The organism is Brevundimonas sp. RM1 (genome assembly GCF_052907225.1).
Genome location: NZ_JBRERY010000012.1, coordinates 28,209 through 45,019, shown reverse-complemented (window position 1 = coordinate 45,019; position 16,811 = coordinate 28,209). Strand labels below are relative to the sequence as shown.

Annotated in this window: 17 protein-coding genes; 12 read left to right on the top strand and 5 right to left on the bottom strand. The window is 68.7% G+C overall.

Annotated features, from left to right (window positions below; genetic code table 11):
- Positions 1–5: 5 nt before the first annotated feature.
- On the bottom strand, positions 6–503 hold the full coding sequence (locus ACU5AP_RS11770; RefSeq protein ID WP_446681270.1) for a Fur family transcriptional regulator: 498 nt from the start codon (positions 501–503) through the stop codon (positions 6–8).
- A gap of 165 nt (positions 504–668) precedes the next feature.
- On the opposite strand from ACU5AP_RS11770, the gene ACU5AP_RS11765 reads away from it, so the two are divergent.
- Positions 669–1,460 carry a SapC family protein gene (locus tag ACU5AP_RS11765; protein ID WP_003164192.1) on the top strand — a complete coding sequence of 264 codons (792 nt, stop codon included), beginning with the start codon at positions 669–671 and terminating at the stop codon, positions 1,458–1,460.
- A gap of 209 nt (positions 1,461–1,669) precedes the next feature.
- Here ACU5AP_RS11765 and ACU5AP_RS11760 read toward each other — a convergent pair whose 3' ends face one another.
- Together ACU5AP_RS11760 and ACU5AP_RS11755 are read right to left on the bottom strand one after the other, a co-directional pair.
- Positions 1,670–2,077 carry a MaoC family dehydratase gene (locus tag ACU5AP_RS11760; RefSeq protein WP_046654409.1) on the bottom strand — a complete coding sequence of 136 codons (408 nt, stop codon included), beginning with the start codon at positions 2,075–2,077 and terminating at the stop codon, positions 1,670–1,672.
- A gap of 17 nt (positions 2,078–2,094) precedes the next feature.
- Complete coding sequence (locus tag ACU5AP_RS11755; protein WP_003164194.1) at positions 2,095–3,117, bottom strand: NADP-dependent oxidoreductase; 1,023 nt, start codon at positions 3,115–3,117, stop codon at positions 2,095–2,097.
- A gap of 336 nt (positions 3,118–3,453) precedes the next feature.
- On the opposite strand from ACU5AP_RS11755, the gene ACU5AP_RS11750 reads away from it, so the two are divergent.
- Positions 3,454–3,759, top strand: coding sequence for a hypothetical protein (locus tag ACU5AP_RS11750; protein WP_046654408.1), 306 nt, complete (start codon positions 3,454–3,456; stop codon positions 3,757–3,759).
- A 70-nt stretch (positions 3,760–3,829) separates the two neighbouring features.
- Here ACU5AP_RS11750 and phyR read toward each other — a convergent pair whose 3' ends face one another.
- A complete protein-coding gene (gene phyR, locus ACU5AP_RS11745) occupies positions 3,830–4,621 on the bottom strand; it encodes an anti-anti sigma factor/receiver protein PhyR (RefSeq protein WP_003164196.1) in 792 nt (263 codons plus the stop codon).
- Positions 4,622–4,820: 199 nt separating this feature from the next.
- Between phyR and nepR the strand changes: the two genes are divergently transcribed.
- From nepR to ACU5AP_RS11695, 10 genes are all read left to right on the top strand, one after another.
- Positions 4,821–5,027, top strand: coding sequence for an anti-sigma T factor NepR (gene nepR, locus ACU5AP_RS11740; protein WP_003164197.1), 207 nt, complete (start codon positions 4,821–4,823; stop codon positions 5,025–5,027).
- Positions 5,024–5,626, top strand: coding sequence for a sigma-70 family RNA polymerase sigma factor (locus tag ACU5AP_RS11735; protein WP_003164198.1), 603 nt, complete (start codon positions 5,024–5,026; stop codon positions 5,624–5,626). Before nepR ends, ACU5AP_RS11735 begins: the two co-directional genes overlap by 4 nt.
- A 50-nt stretch (positions 5,627–5,676) precedes the next feature.
- Positions 5,677–7,389, top strand: coding sequence for a sensor histidine kinase PhyK (gene phyK, locus ACU5AP_RS11730; RefSeq protein ID WP_128720692.1), 1,713 nt, complete (start codon positions 5,677–5,679; stop codon positions 7,387–7,389).
- Between the two features lie 62 nt (positions 7,390–7,451).
- Positions 7,452–7,589: an entericidin A/B family lipoprotein gene (locus tag ACU5AP_RS11725; protein WP_025976938.1), complete on the top strand. Its 138-nt coding sequence runs from the start codon at positions 7,452–7,454 to the stop codon at positions 7,587–7,589.
- 138 nt (positions 7,590–7,727) lie between these two features.
- Positions 7,728–8,846: an alanine dehydrogenase gene (gene ald / locus ACU5AP_RS11720; protein ID WP_128719318.1), complete on the top strand. Its 1,119-nt coding sequence runs from the start codon at positions 7,728–7,730 to the stop codon at positions 8,844–8,846.
- Positions 8,847–8,907: 61 nt separating this feature from the next.
- A complete protein-coding gene (obgE, locus tag ACU5AP_RS11715; protein WP_128719317.1) occupies positions 8,908–9,963 on the top strand; it encodes a GTPase ObgE in 1,056 nt (351 codons plus the stop codon).
- Between the two features lie 51 nt (positions 9,964–10,014).
- Entirely contained in the window at positions 10,015–12,909 is a 2,895-nt protein-coding gene (gene polA, locus ACU5AP_RS11710) for a DNA polymerase I (protein WP_128719316.1), read from the top strand.
- A gap of 29 nt (positions 12,910–12,938) precedes the next feature.
- Positions 12,939–13,247, top strand: a complete 309-nt coding sequence (locus ACU5AP_RS11705) for a GNAT family N-acetyltransferase (protein ID WP_003164207.1) — start codon at positions 12,939–12,941, stop codon at positions 13,245–13,247.
- A 39-nt stretch (positions 13,248–13,286) separates the two neighbouring features.
- The gene (locus ACU5AP_RS11700) at positions 13,287–14,510 is read left to right on the top strand and encodes an NAD(P)/FAD-dependent oxidoreductase (protein WP_128719315.1); all 1,224 of its coding nucleotides are present in this window, start codon (positions 13,287–13,289) and stop codon (positions 14,508–14,510) included.
- Between the two features lie 146 nt (positions 14,511–14,656).
- Entirely contained in the window at positions 14,657–15,004 is a 348-nt protein-coding gene (locus ACU5AP_RS11695; RefSeq protein WP_128719314.1) for a TFIIB-type zinc ribbon-containing protein, read from the top strand.
- Positions 15,005–15,017: 13 nt separating this feature from the next.
- Here the strand turns inward: ACU5AP_RS11695 and ACU5AP_RS11690 are convergent, their stop codons facing one another.
- Entirely contained in the window at positions 15,018–16,745 is a 1,728-nt protein-coding gene (locus ACU5AP_RS11690; protein WP_446681269.1) for a hypothetical protein, read from the bottom strand.
- Positions 16,746–16,811: the final 66 nt, after the last annotated feature.

The following is a 16,811-nucleotide window of genomic DNA, read 5'->3' as shown; positions in this document are numbered from 1 at the left end:
CAGGTTCAGGCCGCCACGCGACAGGCCGGGCAGCGGCCATGCCCTTCTATGGTGGTGCGTTCGATGGCGTAGCCGGCGCCGGCGGCGGCGCGGGCGAAGGCGTCGCCGCCCTGGACCGCCACCTCTTCGGCGGCGCCGCAGCAGTCGCAGATCAAGAAGGCCGCCGCGTGGCCCTTGTCTTCGCCCAGAGCGTCAGCGGTGCAGGCGACATAGGCGCTGATGGAGGCGATGCGGTGCGCCAGGCCCCGACGTTCCAGGAATTCGAGCGCGCGATAGACGGTCGGCGGCTTCGCCGCCTGGCCGTCCAGGCCGTAACGGGCGATCAGGTCATAGGCCTTCACCGGCTCGCCCGCCGTCAGCAGCAGCTCCAGCACCCGGCGACGCGGGGCGGTCATGCGCTCGCCGTCGGCGGCGCAGCGCGCCTCGACGGCCGTCAGGGCGCGCTCCACCTCGGCGGCGCCGAGCTCGTGTTCAGCGTGTTCGTGATCGCAGGCCAGACCCATGGCCTACAGCTAGGAGGTCAGGGCCGCCGCTGCAACCGCATCGACGGTCGCACCCGCTCGGGTCGCCGCCCGCAGCCGGCGCAATGTGGCCAAACAGCGGCGTTTGCGGCGGCCCCGGCCATGGGCTAGAAGAACCGTCCTTTCTGTTCAGAAGATCCGTTTTTCATGACCGACGCCATCCAAGCGAACAGCCCCCTGTCGGGCAACGTCCTGTTCTATTCCCAGCCCGAACCCCTGTCGGCCGAGGCTCACGGCAAGCTGGGCGTGACCCCGGCGGACAAGCCCTACGCCTTCGTCGCCCAGACCAATGTGGTGCCGCTGACGGTGACGGAGTTCGCCCCGGCCGCCCTGTCCTATCCGGTCATCTTCGTCGGCGACGCCAAGCAGCCGGTCGCCGCCATGGGCCTGAACGCCGGCGAGAACCTGTTCATCGAGGACGGCGACTTCCGTCCCGACGCCTACATCCCGGCCTACGTCCGCCGCTACCCCTTCGTCTTCGCCAATGACGAAGAGCAGAAGCGTCTGGTGCTGTGCATCGACCGCGCCGCCCCCTTCGTGGTCGAAGGCGGCGAGACCCCCCTGTTCGAAAACGGCCAGCCCAGCGGCTACGTCAACTTCGGTATGGAGTTCTGCAACAACTTCGAGCAGGAGCGCGTGCGCAGCGAATCCTTCGTCGCCCTACTGAAGGAACTGGACCTGTTCGAGGTGCGCGAGGCCAACTACACCCCGCGCAACGCCGACGGCACGGCCGGAACGCCGCAGAAGATCGCCGAATACTTCGCCGTCTCGGAAGACAAGCTGAAGGCCCTGCCGGCCGAGAAGCTGGCCGAGCTGCGCGACAACGGCGCCCTGGGCCAGATCTACGCCCACCTGGTGTCGCTGCTGGGCTGGGATCGTCTGATCGCCGTGGCCCTGACCCGCGCCGCCAAGCAGCAGCCGGTCGCCGCCAACGCTTGAGCGGCGCCGAAAGGCTAAAAAACCAAACGCCCCGTCAGGAAACTGGCGGGGCGTTTTTTCTTATCCTTCTCCCCTTGCGGGAGAAGGTGGCCCGCCAGGGCCGGATGAGGGGTCTCTCCGAAGTTTGACGCCGGCTGACGGTCAAGGGCGCGAAACCCCTCATCCGTCCGGCTTCGCCGTCCACCTTCTCCCGCAAGGGGAGAAGGATTCTAGCGGCGCGCGACCAGGGCGCGGGTCAGGCAGGAGAAGACCAGCCGCCCCGCCTCGTCCAGCAAGTCCTGCTGGGCGATGACCACGCCCTTTTCGTCCCCGACCGGATCCTTGCCCATGATGGTCAGACGGCCGCGCAGAAGCTCGCCCGCCGGGGGACTGCGCAGGAAGCGAAGCCCGTCGACCGCCAGGGTCTTGGCCCCCGCCCAACCGCTGGTTCGGTCGGCGGCCAGGCGGCTCCATAAGGCGTAGACCATGGCCTCCGGCGCGCCGTAGGCGACGTCCCAGCCCGGCTGGAACCGCTCGGCGAACAGATCCAGCGCCGCCGCATCCACGGCGCAGGCGCCCAGAGGGATGACCTGACCGATCTCGAGATCCTCGAAATGGATGTGCAGCGGCTCGGTCATGCGCGGTCTTCCCTCCGTCAGGCGGCCGGTTCTTCCGACACCCTGACCATCAGCTTGCCGTCATGGTCGCCCGTGAACAAGCGGTTCAGCGAACCGACCGCCCCTTCCAGCCCGTCGTCGACATGGACCTTCCAGTGGATCTTCCCGTCGGCCAGCCACGGGCCCATCTCGGCGACCATCTCCTTGGCGCGATGAGCGTAGTCGAGGACCAGGAAGCCCTTCACGTCCAGGCGGTGGGTGATGATGCGGGCGAAGTTGGGCGAAGGCGGCATCCGCGTGGCGTTGTAGGCCGAAATCAGGCCGCAGACGGCCATGCGGCCGTGCACCTTCAGCCGGTTCCAGACGGCGATCATGATGTCGCCGCCGACGTTCTCGAAATTGAGGTCGATGCCGTCGGGGGCCAGGCGATCCAGGGCGTCGCCGACGTCCTCGTTCTTATAGTCGACGGCGCCGTCGAAACCGAGCTCCTCGGTCAGCCAGCGGCATTTCTCGGCGCCCCCGGCGATGCCGATTACGCGGCAGCCGCGCTGCTTGGCCACCTGACCGGCGATGGAGCCGACCGCCCCCGCCGCCGCCGAAATGACCAGGGTCTCGCCAGCCTTCGCCTTCAGCACGTCGGTGACGCCGAAATAGGCGGTCATGCCGGTCATGCCCAGAACGGACAGGTTGGCCGTCAACGGCAGGCCCGGCGCGCGGTGGACCGGCCGCAGCCCCGCCTCGGGCACGACGGCGTAGTCGGCCCAGGCCCCCGACAGGGGCATGACCAGATCGCCTTCCTTGTATCGCTCGCCGCGCGACTGCTCGACCACGCCCAGGGTCAGGCCGCGCATGACGTCGCCCAGGCCGACAGGCGGCAGATAGCCTTCGGAATCATTCATCCAGGTGCGGTTGGTCGGGTCGATCGACAGATAGACGGTGCGAACCAAAACCTCGCCGTCCTTCAGATCGGGCAGGACGCTCTCGACCAACTCCAGATCGCCGTCCTGAATCAGGCCGTGCGGCCGCTGACGCAGGATCCATTGTCTGTTGCGCAGGCTCATCAATCGATCTCCCAAAGCGTTTTCTTTCAGAACCCATAGTGACGCCTCGTCGCCAGAGGGCAAGCGCGACGGATCGACCGTTCGCCCCGGCCTGCCGACAAAAAAGAAGGCGGACCCGTTCAGGATCCGCCTAGGAGTCGCATCATCGAGAATGAGGCGAGGGCGAAGACCGGCCGAGCCGGTCCGGGGGAATGACCCTCGACAATCAGACAACGGCGAACGCGAAACTCGGTTCCAAAGGGCGCGGACCGCCCGGCGCTCCTCCCCGTCGGAACGGCGGAGCGGGGGCGGCGTTGGCCCTAGAGGTTTCCAGACCGCGAAAAAGGAGGCGAGCCGATGACCCACCAAGACCCGCATTCCCACTCCGCCGACGCCGTGCACGAGCACCAGGCAGTGGAGGCTCAGTATGTGCGCCAAGGCCGAAGCGGACGCCGCATCCTGGTGCTGCTGATCGTTTCGGCCGGGGCCGCCGCCATCCTGCTGCTGGGGTGGTGGGCGATCAACAACGCGGGGCTCCAACGCACCTCGGAAGCCACCGACGCGACGCCCGAACCCTCGCCGGTTGTGCAGACCGACCCTGCGGTCCGCCCCGCGGGGCCGGAAGCCGCGCCGCCGCCTGTCGAACCGCCTCCGGCGCCCTGATGCGGTTTTGAACGAAAAAGGGCTCCGCTGCGGCGGAGCCCTTGATCTTGGCCGAAGAAATTCAGCTCGATCAGGCGGCCTGCTTCTGGCGCGACGGATGGAAGAACAGCGCCTGGCTGATCGCCGCCTTCACCGTCTCCGGCTGGAAGGGCTTGGTGATCAGGAAGGTCGGCTCGGGGCGCTCGCCGGTCAGCAGCCGCTCGGGGAAGGCGGTGATGAAGATGACCGGCACGTCGAACTTCTTGAGGATGTCCTTCACCGCATCAATGCCCGACGAGCCGTCGGCCAGCTGGATGTCGGCCAGCACCAAGCCCGGCGTGTGGCGCGACACGGCGTCCACAGCCTCGTCATGGGTGGTGGCGGTGCCGGTGACGCGGTGGCCCAGCTCCTTCACCAGGCTTTCGATGTCGGCCGAGATGATGGCTTCATCTTCAATGATCAGGACGTCGGTGGCCAGCTCGGCGTCGATGTCCGACTGGGCCTCGGCGATCAGCCGTTCGACCGTGCGCGGATCGACGGCCAGGATCTGGGCCGCCTCGGACGGCGTGAATCCTTCCAGCGCGGTCAGCAGGAAGGCCTGGCGCGAGCGCGGCGAAATCCGCATCAGGCGATGGGCGGCGTCGTCGCCCTCAGCTGCCGCGCCGTCCTCGAGCTGGGCGCCCGTGGCCGCCCAGATGGTGTGGAAAACATGATATAAAGCCACGCGCGGCGTCATGTCCGTCGGCAGCTGGCGCTCGCCCGCCGCGAGGGCTTCAAGGGCCACGCGGACGTAGTTGTCGCCCGTCGCCTGGTCGCCGGTCAGCGCCCGGGCGTAACGACGAACGTAGGGCAGATGAGGCGCTAGTCTGGCCAGAAGGCTCATATTGGTTCGTTCCCCGACAATCTTCGCGCCGCATGTCTAATGGCGCACCAGCGGATTGAACGTGCCAAATGGGCCGCGGTTCCCGCACCGTCCGCCAGCTTGAGCATAAAAACGTCCGGCGTTAGGAACTCTATGCGAGAGGCGGCGTTTTCCGTTTCTACAGGCGTTTCAACTGGCTTGGGCGGCAGCCGTAAACTCGATGATCAACACCAAGGACACCCCCGTTCACCCCGACGGGACACCGTCGAATGAGCGAGGGCTTGAAGAGGTCCGCCTGCGTCAGCAGGCGATCGGCGTGAAGCTGCGCCACATGTTCGACGAGGTCGTGAACGAACCTGTTCCCGACGAGTTCCTCGAGATTCTCAGGCGCGCCGACCAAGCGTCGTCCACCAAGGAGGGACAGTGACCAGCACCCCATCCCGGCCCCCGTCGGCCGATGACGGCGCCTTCAAGGCCGAACTGGTCACCCTGATTCCCCACCTGCGCGCCTTCGCCCGCACCCTGACCGGCGACCCCACCGCCGCCGACGACCTGGCGCAGGAAGCCATGATGAAGGCCTGGGACGCCCGCGCCAGCTATCAGATGGGCACGAACATGAAGGCCTGGACCTTCATGATCCTGCGCAACCAGTTCTACTCCGAGAAGCGCCGCTCCTGGCGTCAAACCCAGCTTGACCAGGAAGCCGCCGAACGCACCCTGATCGCCGTCGACGATCCCGAGGCGCCCGTCGCCCTGGACGAACTGCGTCAGGCCTTGCAGACCCTGCCCGAAGAGCAGAGGGAAGCCCTGATCCTGGTCGGGGCCGGAGGGTTCGCCTATGAGGAGGCGGCTGAGATCTGCCAGTGCGCCGTGGGCACGGTGAAGAGCCGCGTGTCGCGCGCCCGCAAGGCGTTGCAGGCCACCTTGGAGCGCGGCGGCTACGCCCGCGACGGAAAGTCCGCCGGGGATGCGATGCGATCCATCCTGGCCGACGCCGACAGGCTGAGCGGCTCCGGGCGGAGATAGTCGTGCGGCGGATCGGCCGGGTTCTGGGGCGAAAGCTCGGATGGCCCAGCGTGCAGGGAATCCGCTTTCGCCTGGGCGTGGCCATGGCCATCGCCCTGCTGCCGATCCTGCTGCTGGCCATGATCCAGACCGAGGCGGGCTTCCGCCGCCAGGCCGCCGAACAGCGCATCGATCTGCAACTGGCCGCCGACCGCAGCGCCGCTCACGCCAAGAACAACATCGACAGCGCCGTGGTGCTGTTGCAGGCCCTGGCCCCCGAAGGCGTCGGCTTCTATTGCGAGCCGCGGCTGACGACCCTGGTCGAACGGATGGACAGCATCGCCGCCCTGGCCCGTTTCAGCGCGACGGGCGAGCCGGTCTGCGCCTCCCGCTCCAATCCGCCGCCCTCCGGCGCCGAGGTGCGCGAGCGGTCCTGGTATCAGCGGCTGAGACGCGGCGAGAACGTCGTCATGGAATGGACCGCCGGGAAGCCGAACGCCCTGTTGGTCGCGGTCCGCTCCGAACGGCCCATGGGCGCCTTCCAGGGCGCCATGACCGCCATTCTGCCGCTGGCTGCGCTGCAGCCGGACATTCGCGATCCCGCCCTGCCCCTGGGGGCCCAGGCGTCGGTGATCGACGCGTCCGGACGAGTGCTGACCACGACCGACGCCGAATCCTTCCAGCTCAACGATCCCCAGGCCATCGTCGCCTGGGCCGCTGAGGCCCAACGCGGCGACACCACCCTGTTCGAGGCGAAGGACGCGCGCGGCCGCCGCCACGTCTATGCGGGGGCGCCGCTGTCGGGGCGCGACGTCTTCGTCCTGCTGTCGGCGCCCGCGCCGGGCCTGCTGTCCTGGGCGCGGCTGAACCCCTTCGGCACCCTGCTGCTGCCGCTGGCGGCCTGGCTGGCGACCTTCGCCGCCGTCATGCTGTTGTCGGAGCGGATCGTCGTGCGCTGGCTGATCTATCTGGAGCGGGTGGCCGCCATCTATGCGCGCGGCCGCTTTTCGGTCCGCCCCGTCCAGGCCGAACACGCCCCGGCCGAAATCCGCGTCCTGGCCCGCACCCTCGGCGCCCTGGGCGACAACATCACCCGACGCGACAAGGCCCTGCTGGAGGCCCTGGACGAGAAGGACGCGCTGATGCGCGAAATCCACCACCGGGTGAAGAACAACCTGCAGATCATCTCATCCCTGCTGTCGATGCAGCAGCGGGCGGTGACAGACCCCAGCGCCCGCGCGGCCCTGGGCGACACCCGCCAGAGGATCGCCGCCCTGGCCCTGATCTACCGCATTCTCTACCAGAGCGAGCACGTCCGCGAAGCCGACTCCGAGACCTTCCTGCGCGAACTGGTTGGCCAGCTGATCGCCGGAGAAGCGATGCGCGGCCCTCTGGTGACCACGACGATCCAAGCCGATCCCCTGGTCATCGACCCCGACAAGCTGGCGCCCCTGGCCCTGTGGGTGGTGGAGGCCGTCTCCAACGCCCAGAAGCACGCCTTCGCCGAGCGCGGCGGCGACCTTCAGGTCCGCTTCCGGGTCCAGGGCGACACCAGCGTGCTGGAGGTGCAGGACGACGGCCCCGGCGTCGCCGACGCCGCCGGGGCGGGGGTGGGCCGCACCCTGATGATCGCCTTCGCCAAACAGCTGCGCGGCGAGGCTGAGATCGTCCCCGCGCCCGACGGGGGCTCGATCGCCCGCCTGACTTTCGTCACGCCCGAAGCCCACGGATCGGCCCATGTGCGCGAGGTCGCCGCCTTCCGGGTCAGTGGAACCCGACCTTGAGCGTGGCGTTCAGAAAACCTGAGGGCTTCCGTCCCGACCGTCCCATGTCTCAGGAGCATTCCATGCGCAAAATCATCATCCTGGCCGTCGCCGCCGCGGCCCTGACCACCGCCGCCTGCAACACCATCCAAGGCGTCGGCAAGGACACCCAGGCCGCCGGCCAGGCCGTCGAAGGCGCCGCCCGCGACGCCAAGAACTGATCCCCTTCCGATCAGGAGACTGCGCCTGGACCCCGCCGAGAGCATCGCTCGGCGGGGTTTTATTTTTCACTGGCGCGACCTTGGCGGCTCATTTAGCGTCGCCGCGCCCCATGAAGGGGCCAGGACTTTGAAAAGAAGATGCGCGTCGGCTGCCCCCGAGAAATCAAGACCAACGAACATCGCGTCGGCCTGACGCCCGCCGCCGTACGCGAATACGTCGCCCACGGCCACGCCGTCGTCATGGAGACGAGCGCAGGTCTCGGCGCGGGCTTCTCCGACGCCGACTACGTCAAGGCGGGCGCCCGCATCGCGCCGGACGCCCGCACCGTCTTCGCCGGCAGCGACATGATCGTGAAGGTCAAGGAGCTGCAGCCGACCGAGTTCTCCCTGCTGAACGACGGCCACATCCTCTTCACCTATCTGCATCTGGCGCCCGATCCCGAACAGACCAAGGCCCTGCTAGCCTCCGGCTGCGCGGCCGTGGCCTATGAGACGGTGACCGACAAGAACGGCGGCCTGCCGCTCCTGGCGCCCATGTCCGAGGTGGCGGGGCGCATCGCCGTCTTCTCGGCGGCCGAGACCCTGCTCAAGCACAAGGGCGGCATGGGACTGCTGTTCTGCGGCGTGCCGGGCGTCGCGCCGGCGCGCGTGCTGGTGCTGGGCGGCGGGGTCGTGGGACTGAACGCCGCGCGCATGGCCATGGGTCTGGGCGCCGAGGTGGTGGTGCTGGAACGCTCCATTCCCCGGATGCGCCAGATCGACGAAGTGACCGGCGGCCGGGTCATCACCCGCTATTCCTCGCTGCACGCCATCGAAGATGAACTGCCCAAGGCCGATGTGGTGATCGGCGCCGTCCTGACGCCGGGGGCGGAGGCGCCGACCCTGGTGCGGCGCGACCAGCTGGCGTCGATGAAGAAGGGCAGCGTCCTGATCGACGTCGCCATCGACCAGGGCGGCTGTTTCGAGACCTCGCGCCCGACCACCCACGACCAGCCGACCTATGTGGTCGACGACGTGATCCACTACTGCGTCGGCAACATGCCCGGCGCCGTGCCCCGCACCAGTTCGGAAGCCCTGAACAACGCCACCCTGCCCTTCGGCCTGGCCCTGGCCGACCGGGGGCTGGAGGCCCTGCGCGCCGACCCGCACCTGGCCAAGGGGCTGAACGTGCTGAAGGGCGAGATCACCCACCCAGCCGTGGCCCAGGCCCTTGGGATGGAATGGCGCGACCCCTTCGGCGTCTGGGCGCGCAGCTGAAATCCCACCCGTGAATTTCGGCCGCCTGTAATTCGCCGCGCTTCTGGGCCATAAGGCGCCCATGAAGTTCCTCGATCAGGCCAAGATCTATATTCGCTCCGGCAACGGCGGCGCGGGCTCCGTCTCGTTCCGTCGCGAAAAATTCATTCCCAACGGCGGTCCCGACGGCGGCGACGGCGGCAAGGGCGGCGACGTCTGGGTCGAGTCGGCCGACGGGCTGAACACCCTGATCGACTTCCGCTATCAGCAGCATTTCAAGGCCGCGACCGGCAACCACGGCCAGGGCCGCCAGATGCACGGGGCCAAGGGCGAGGACGTGGTCCTGCGCGTGCCCGTCGGCACCCAGGTGCTGGACGAGGACAAGGAGACGGTGCTCGTCGATCTGGACGAGCCGGGCATGAAGGTGAAGCTGCTGTCCGGCGGCAACGGCGGCTGGGGCAACACCCGCTTCAAGGGGCCGGTCAACCAGGCGCCGCGCCACGCCAACCCCGGCCAGGAAGGCCAGGAGCGCTGGATCTGGCTGCGGCTGAAGCTGATCGCCGATATCGGCCTGGCGGGCCTGCCCAATGCGGGCAAGTCGACCTTCCTGTCGGCCGTCTCGGCGGCGCGGCCCAAGGTGGCGGACTATCCCTTCACCACCCTGACGCCGAACCTGGGCATGGTGGACCTGAGCCCGTCGGAACGCTTCGTCATCGCCGACATCCCCGGCCTGATCGAAGGCGCCAGCGAGGGCGCCGGGCTGGGCACCCGCTTCCTAGGCCACGTCGAGCGCTCGGCCAGCCTGATCCACCTGATCGACGGCACCCAGGACGACGTGGTCGAGGCCTATCGCATCATCCGCGGCGAGTTGGAGGCCTATGGCGAGGGTCTGGGCGACAAGACCGAGATCCTGGCGCTCAACAAGATCGACGCCCTGACGCCCGAGGCTCGCGAGGAGAAGGCGGCGGAGCTGGAGGCGGTCGCCGGTCGTCGGCCTTATCTGGTGTCCGGCGTCTCGGGCGAGGGCGTGACCGAACTGCTGCGCGCCGCCTGGGCCGAGGTGAAGAAGACCCGCGGCGAGGTCTCGGACGAGGGCGAACATGTCATCCCCGAAACGCCGGGCGGCTGGCAGCCTTAATCCGTCACATGGCCGGATGACGGGGGCGTCGCCGCCCCCTATGTTCGCGCCATGACCGACGCGCCCGCCGAAATCCCCGCCCGCCCCCTCACGCAAGACGGGCCGCCTCTGCGGCTGTGGATGATCGACGCCTCGGCCTACATCTTCCGCGCCTATCACGCCCTGCCGCCGCTGACCCGCAAGTCGGACGGCCTGCCTGTGGGGGCCGTGCAGGGCTACTGCAACATGCTGTGGAAGCTGCTGAAGGACATGAAGGGCGAGGACGGGCCGACGCACCTGGTCGCCGTCTTCGACCATTCGGAGAAGACCTTCCGCAACGATCTCTATGACCAATACAAGGCCCACCGCCCCCCGGCGCCCGAAGATCTGGTGCCGCAGTTTCCCCTGGTGCGCGAGGCGACCAAGGCCTTCGGCGTCCACTGCGTCGAGATGGCGGGCTATGAGGCCGACGACCTGATCGCCACCTATGCCTGTCAGGCGCGCGACGCGGGCGGCGAGGCGGTGATCGTCAGCTCCGACAAGGATCTGATGCAGCTGATCGGCGACGGCGTGGTCATGTACGATCCCATGAAGGACCGGCGCCTGGAAGAAGAGGCCGTGTTCGAGAAGTTCGGCGTCACGCCGGACAAGGTGGTCGAGGTTCAGGCCCTGATCGGCGACAGCGTCGACAACGTCCCCGGCGCCCCCGGCATCGGCCCCAAGACGGCGGCCCAGCTGATCCACGAATACGGCGACCTCGACACGCTTCTGGCGCGCGCCAGCGAGATCAAACAGCCCAAACGCCGCGAGACCCTGATCAACTTCGCCGACCAGATCCGCCTGTCGCGCGAACTGGTGAAGCTGACCTGCGACGCGCCGATCCCTGAACCGATCGACGACTTCCTGATCCGCGATCCGGACCCTGAAACCCTGTCGGCCTTCCTGGAGACGATGGAGTTCAAATCGCTGGCCCGCCGCGTCGGCGACGGCAAGGCGCCGCAGAAGGAAGGCTCGGCCTTCACCCGCCAGCCGAGCGCGCCCGTCGCCACCCCGCGCTACGGCCAGACCGAGGTCGCCGCGCCGACAGAGACCCATGCGATCGATCGGGATCGCTATGAATGCGTGCAGACGCTGGAAGACCTCGACCGCTGGATCGCGCGGGCCAGGGCGGCGGGCGTGGTCGGCTTCGACACCGAGACCGACGCCCTGTCCTCGACCCACGCCGGGCTGTGCGGCGTGTCGCTGGCGGTCGGGTCGAACGAGGCCTGCTACATCCCCCTGACGCATGAGCATGAGCCGACCGGCGACGGCGGGCTGGACTTCGGCGACGGCGGCGACGCGCGCCCGCCCCTGCAACAGATCGACAAGCCGACGGCCCTAACTCGACTGAAAGACCTGCTGGAAGACCCATCGGTGCTGAAGGTCGGCCAGAACATCAAATACGACCTCGCCGTCATGGCCCGGCGCGGCGTTCGCGTCGCCCCGATCGACGATGTGATGCTGATCTCCTACGTCCTCGAAGGCGGTCTGCACGGCCACGGCATGGACGAGCTGGCGCGGCTTCACCTCGGCCACGAGCCGATCCCGTTCAAGAGCGTGGCCGGGACCGGCAAGAGCCAGAAGAGCTTCAAACACGTCGAGCTGAAATCGGCCGTCTGCTACGCCGCCGAGGACGCGGACGTGACCCTGCGCCTGCATCGCCTGCTGAAGCCGCGCCTGGCGGCCGAGGGCCTGTCGAATGTCTATGAGACGCTGGAGCGCGGCATGCCCGCCGTCCTGGCCGACATGGAGCGGGCCGGGGTGCGGGTCGACCCGGACCGGCTGCGCTCCTTGTCCTCCACCTTCGGTCAGCGCATGGCCGAGCTGGAGGAAGAGGCGCACAAACTGGCCGGTCGCCCCTTCAACGTCGGCAGCCCGCGCCAGATCGGCGAGATTCTGTTCGGCGAAATGAACCTGCCCGGCGGCAAGAAGACCGCCAGCGGCCAATGGGGCACCGACGCCAGCGTGCTGGAGGATCTGGCCCAGAACCATCCCCTGCCCCGCACCATCCTCGATTGGCGCCAGCTGTCCAAGCTGAAGGGCACCTATACCGACGCCCTGGTGGCGGCGATGGACCCGCAGACGAACCGGGTCCACACCTCCTATCAGCTGGCGGCGGCGACCACCGGCCGTCTGGCCTCGTCCGACCCCAACCTGCAGAACATCCCGATCCGCACCGAGACGGGCCGCCAGATCCGCCAGGCCTTCATCGCCTCGCCCGGCCATGTGCTGATCAGCGCCGACTACAGCCAGATCGAGCTGCGCCTGCTGGCCCACATCGGCGACATCCCCGAGCTGAAGCGCGCCTTCAAGAGCGGCCTCGACATTCACGCGGCGACCGCATCCGAGATGTTCGGCGTCCCGGTCGAAGGCATGCCCAGCGAGACGCGCCGCCGGGCCAAAGCCATCAACTTCGGTATCATCTACGGCATCAGCGCCTTCGGCCTGGCCGCCCAGCTGGGCATCGACCAAGGCGAGGCCGGGGCCTACATCAAGACCTATTTCGAGCGCTTCCCCGGCATCCGCGACTACATGGACAGGACCAAGGCGCTGGTGAAGGAACAGGGCTTCGTCACCACCGTTTTCGGGCGGCGCATCCACATTCCGGCCATCCACTCCAAGTCCGGCGCCGAGCGTCAGTTCGGCGAGCGCGCGGCCATCAACGCCCCGATCCAGGGCGCCGCCGCCGACATCATCCGCCGCGCCATGATCCGCATGCCGGGCGCCCTGGCCGAGGCCGGGCTTCAGACCCGCATGCTGCTGCAGGTCCACGACGAACTGGTGTTCGAGGCCCCCGAAGCCGAGGCCGAGCGCGCCGTCGCCGTCATCCGCCGCATCATGGAAGGCGCCGCCCTGCCCGCTGTGGACCTGAGCGTGCCGCTGGACGTCGAAGCCAAGGCCGCCGGCAACTGGGACGACGCGCACTAAATCCGCTTATCTTTGAATAGGGACGAGACATGAGCCTGGACCCCGAAATCCGCGACAATGAAGAGGCCAAGCGTTACGAGCTGGAGGTCGACGGCGAGACCGCCGTGGTCATCTACAACCCCGTCGCGGGCGGCCGGCTGATCACCGAGACCATCGTGCCTGTCCCGCTGGAAGGACGCGGCATCGCCAGCCGCATGGCCAAGCACGTGCTGGCCGATCTGAAGGCGAAAGAGCTGCTGATCCTGCCGACCTGCCCCTTCTTCTCCGGCTATCTGAAGAAGCACCCGGAATACGCCGATCAGGTGCATCCGACCTATCGGGCCATGCTGGGCCTGTAGGGCATCGCTTCAAGCCCCGCCGCCTGCTAGGGCGGGGCGATGAAGTCTTCAGACATCGACGTCCTGATCGTCGGCGCCGGCGCGGCCGGCATGATGTGCGCCATCGAGGCGGGCAAGCGCGGCCGCCGCGTGCGCGTGATCGACCACGCCCGCGCCCCCGGCGAAAAGATCCGCATCTCGGGCGGCGGGCGCTGCAACTTCACCAATCTGGGGACCGGCGGCGCCAATTTTCTGGGCGAAAATCCGCGTTTCGCCCTGTCGGCCCTGCGCCGCTTCACCCAGCACGACTTCATCAAGATGGTCGATCGCCATGGCATCGCCTGGCACGAAAAGACCTTGGGCCAGCTGTTCTGCGACGACAGCGCCAAACAGATCATCCGCATGCTGACAGACGAGATGAAGGCGGCGGGCGTCACCCTGTCTCTGGGCCTCGGCGTCAAGGCGGTGGAGCGCGCGGGCCAGCGGTTTCAGGTCGATCTGGACGACGGATCGCGCGTGACGGCGGCGTCGCTGGTCGTAGCCAGCGGCGGCAAATCCATTCCCAAGATGGGGGCCACCGGCTGGGGCTATGAAGTCGCGCGGCGCTTCGGCCTTCGCGTCACCGACACCCGGCCCGCGCTCGTTCCTCTGACGTTCGAGCCAGGGCTGCTGGAGCAGCTCAAGCCCCTGGCGGGCGTGTCGGTCGACGCCGTGGTGCGGCACAAGGCGCCCAAGGATGCGGGCGCCGGCCGCCCGGCCAAGGAAACCGTCTTCCGCGAAGGCCTGCTGTTCACCCATCGCGGCCTATCGGGGCCGTCGATCCTGCAGATCAGCTCCTACTGGCGCGAGGGTGAGGCGATCACCGTCGATCTGGCCCCCGACCGGGACGCGGCCGCTGAAATTCTGGCCGCCAAGACCGAGAACGGCAAGCAAGCGGTCCACACGGCCGTCGGCCACGTCGTGCCGCGCCGTCTGGCCGAGGCCCTGTGCGCGCGCGAAAACCTGTCGGGCAAGCTGGCCGAGGTCGGCGACAAGAAGCTGCGCGCCCTGGCCGAAAGGATCAACGCCTGGACGGTCAAGCCCGTCGGATCCGAAGGCTATCGCACCGCCGAGGTCACCCTGGGCGGGGTCGACACCGCCGCCCTAGACCAGCAGACGATGGAGGCCAAGGCTGTGCCCCGCTTGTTCTTCATCGGCGAGGTCGCGGACGTCACCGGCTGGCTGGGCGGCTACAACTTCCAGTGGGCCTGGTCGTCGGGCTGGGCGGCGGGCCAGCACTGCTGACGGCGTGAAAACAGAACCTGCGGCGACGCGGCGCGTTGTCGCGCAGGCGGGCGATCCCTACCTCTTCTGCTCTAGCGGGACGGGCCCCTCTGGCGGCGCTTCGGCGGCGTGATGTCGGACCGCATTCAACGACGAAAGAGGATGTCATGCCCCTGCTGATGTGCCCGAACGACAATGCGCCCATGCAGACGCTGGACCGCCACGGCGTCCAGTTCGACATGTGCCCGACCTGCCGCGGCGTCTGGCTGGATCGCGGCGAGCTGGAGAAGCTGATGGCCGCCGCCGGCGATGAAGGGCGCGCCGCCGCCCCTGCCTACGCCCCGCCGCCGCAACCGGCCCAGCCGCAGCCCCAACAACCCTGGGGAAGCCAGCCGACCTATCGCGAGCCGCCGCGTCATCGCGACGACCGCTATGACCACGACCGTCGCCGCGACGACGACTACCACTACCGCAAGAAGAAGAAGCGGCTGGACATCTTCGACATCTTCGACTGACGCCGAAGAGCGGTCAGGCCACCAGGCCGACCGCCTGCATCAGGGGCCGCAAGGTCAGCACCGCCTGCGGCTCCGCCCCCAGGGCGGCGCGGGTGTCCGGCGCGCGCAGCAGACGCAAGGCCTCGGCCCGCGCGCGCTCCGCGACCGGGCCCGTCGGACCGGTCTCGGCCGCCGCCAGTCGCAGCAGGGCCGCCAGCTTCTGAGGGATCGGCGCCGGCGCGCGAGCGATCTGCATCGTCAGCCGGGCGTCGGCCTCGACCGCGCCGCCGACCAGCCCCAGGGCGTCGACGACAGCCTGGGTCTCGCGCTCGGGCAGACCTGCGTTGCGCACCGCCCGTTGCAGAATGACCAGCGACAGCAGACGCTGCCCCGGCGGCGCGGCTTCGGTCGTCAGGCGGCCGCGCAACTCGGTCTCGAAGCGCAGGGAGGCGACGCAGGCGTCCAGCCAGCGCGCCGCCGCCCGCTTGTTGGCGCCGCCGGTGACGTTCTCGCACAGGCGGGTCAGGCGCTCGGCCTCGGCCAGGATAGACGTGCAGTCGGCGACATAGGCGGCGACGAAATCGGCGGCGACCAGGCTGCGCGAGCGCTCGATGAAAGCGGTCTGCACCTCTTCCAGCGTCAGCAGCCGCCCCGCCGTGGCCGTCAGGGCCGTGGCCAAAGCGCGCAGGATGTCGATCTCGCCCACGGCGTCGCCCGGCCGCAGGCGGCGCTGGCTCATCAGCTCGCGCAGCACCATCCGCGCCAGGGCCGCCGCCAGCAGGGGGAACTCGCCCGCCGCCAACCGCTCGCCCAGTCGCGCGGGCGGGCCTTCCACCGGCGGCACCAGCAGGGTCAGGCGCGGGTCATGAGCCAGGATGGCCCCCACCTCGCGCGGAGCGACCATGCGCACGGCCGCCGCCAGGCTGGAGCCCTGATCCAGACCGGGGCCGAGAATCTGGGCCAGGCCCGCGCGCGATCCCAGAAGCTCGCACAGGATCTGCTCGACCGCGACGAACACCAGGGCGCGCGGCGGCCCCTCCATCGGCGCCCGATCGCAGATGTCCATCAGCCGCTCCAGCCGCGCCCGCGCCCCCGTCAGGCCGCGCAGCGATCCGGCCACCGCCCCGCCCATGAGAAAGGCCCGGTCCGCGGCGCCGGTCAGGCTGCGCGCCAGATCAGCGACGGATCGCGTCTCCAGATCGGCGAACGTCCGGCTGCGGCCCGCCTTCAACAGCCGCTCGATCGCCTGTTCGGCCAGGCGCTGATAGTGGCGCATCAGTTCGTGCACCGATTGGCCGGGAACGGCCTGGGCCTCAGGCACGGCGACCTTCTGGATGGCGTGCTGCAGCTCCACGCCCGACGCTTCCAGCCGTTCGGCCAGATCCGGCCGGTGCAGCAGCTCGAAGGCCGTCGCGCCCTGGCGACCCAGCCAGTCTTCCAGGATGCGGCCGATGGTCTCGCGCGCATGGGGGGCGTAGAGATCCTGCACCCCGCGACAGGCGGGGCCGCGCGGTTCGACCGGCGCCGGGCGCTTGCGCTTCAGCTCCGGCGCGCCTCGCGTCAGGACGACGACGCTGGCGAACTCCATGGTCTCGGGGTCCAGGGTCTCCTTGGTGACGCGCACGGCCACGGCCTGACGGTCGCGCATCAGATCCTCGGCCGTCTCCATGGCGCGGCGGCGGTCCTCCATCGCCTGCGACAGGGACCAGTCGTCCGGCGGCGTGCGGCGGATGTAGATTTCGTAGTGAACGGGACCAGCCATGGCGCCTTCGTGGACAGCGAGACGGCTATTCTGACTTTCCAGGCTTTAAGGCGAGGTTTCGTCTTT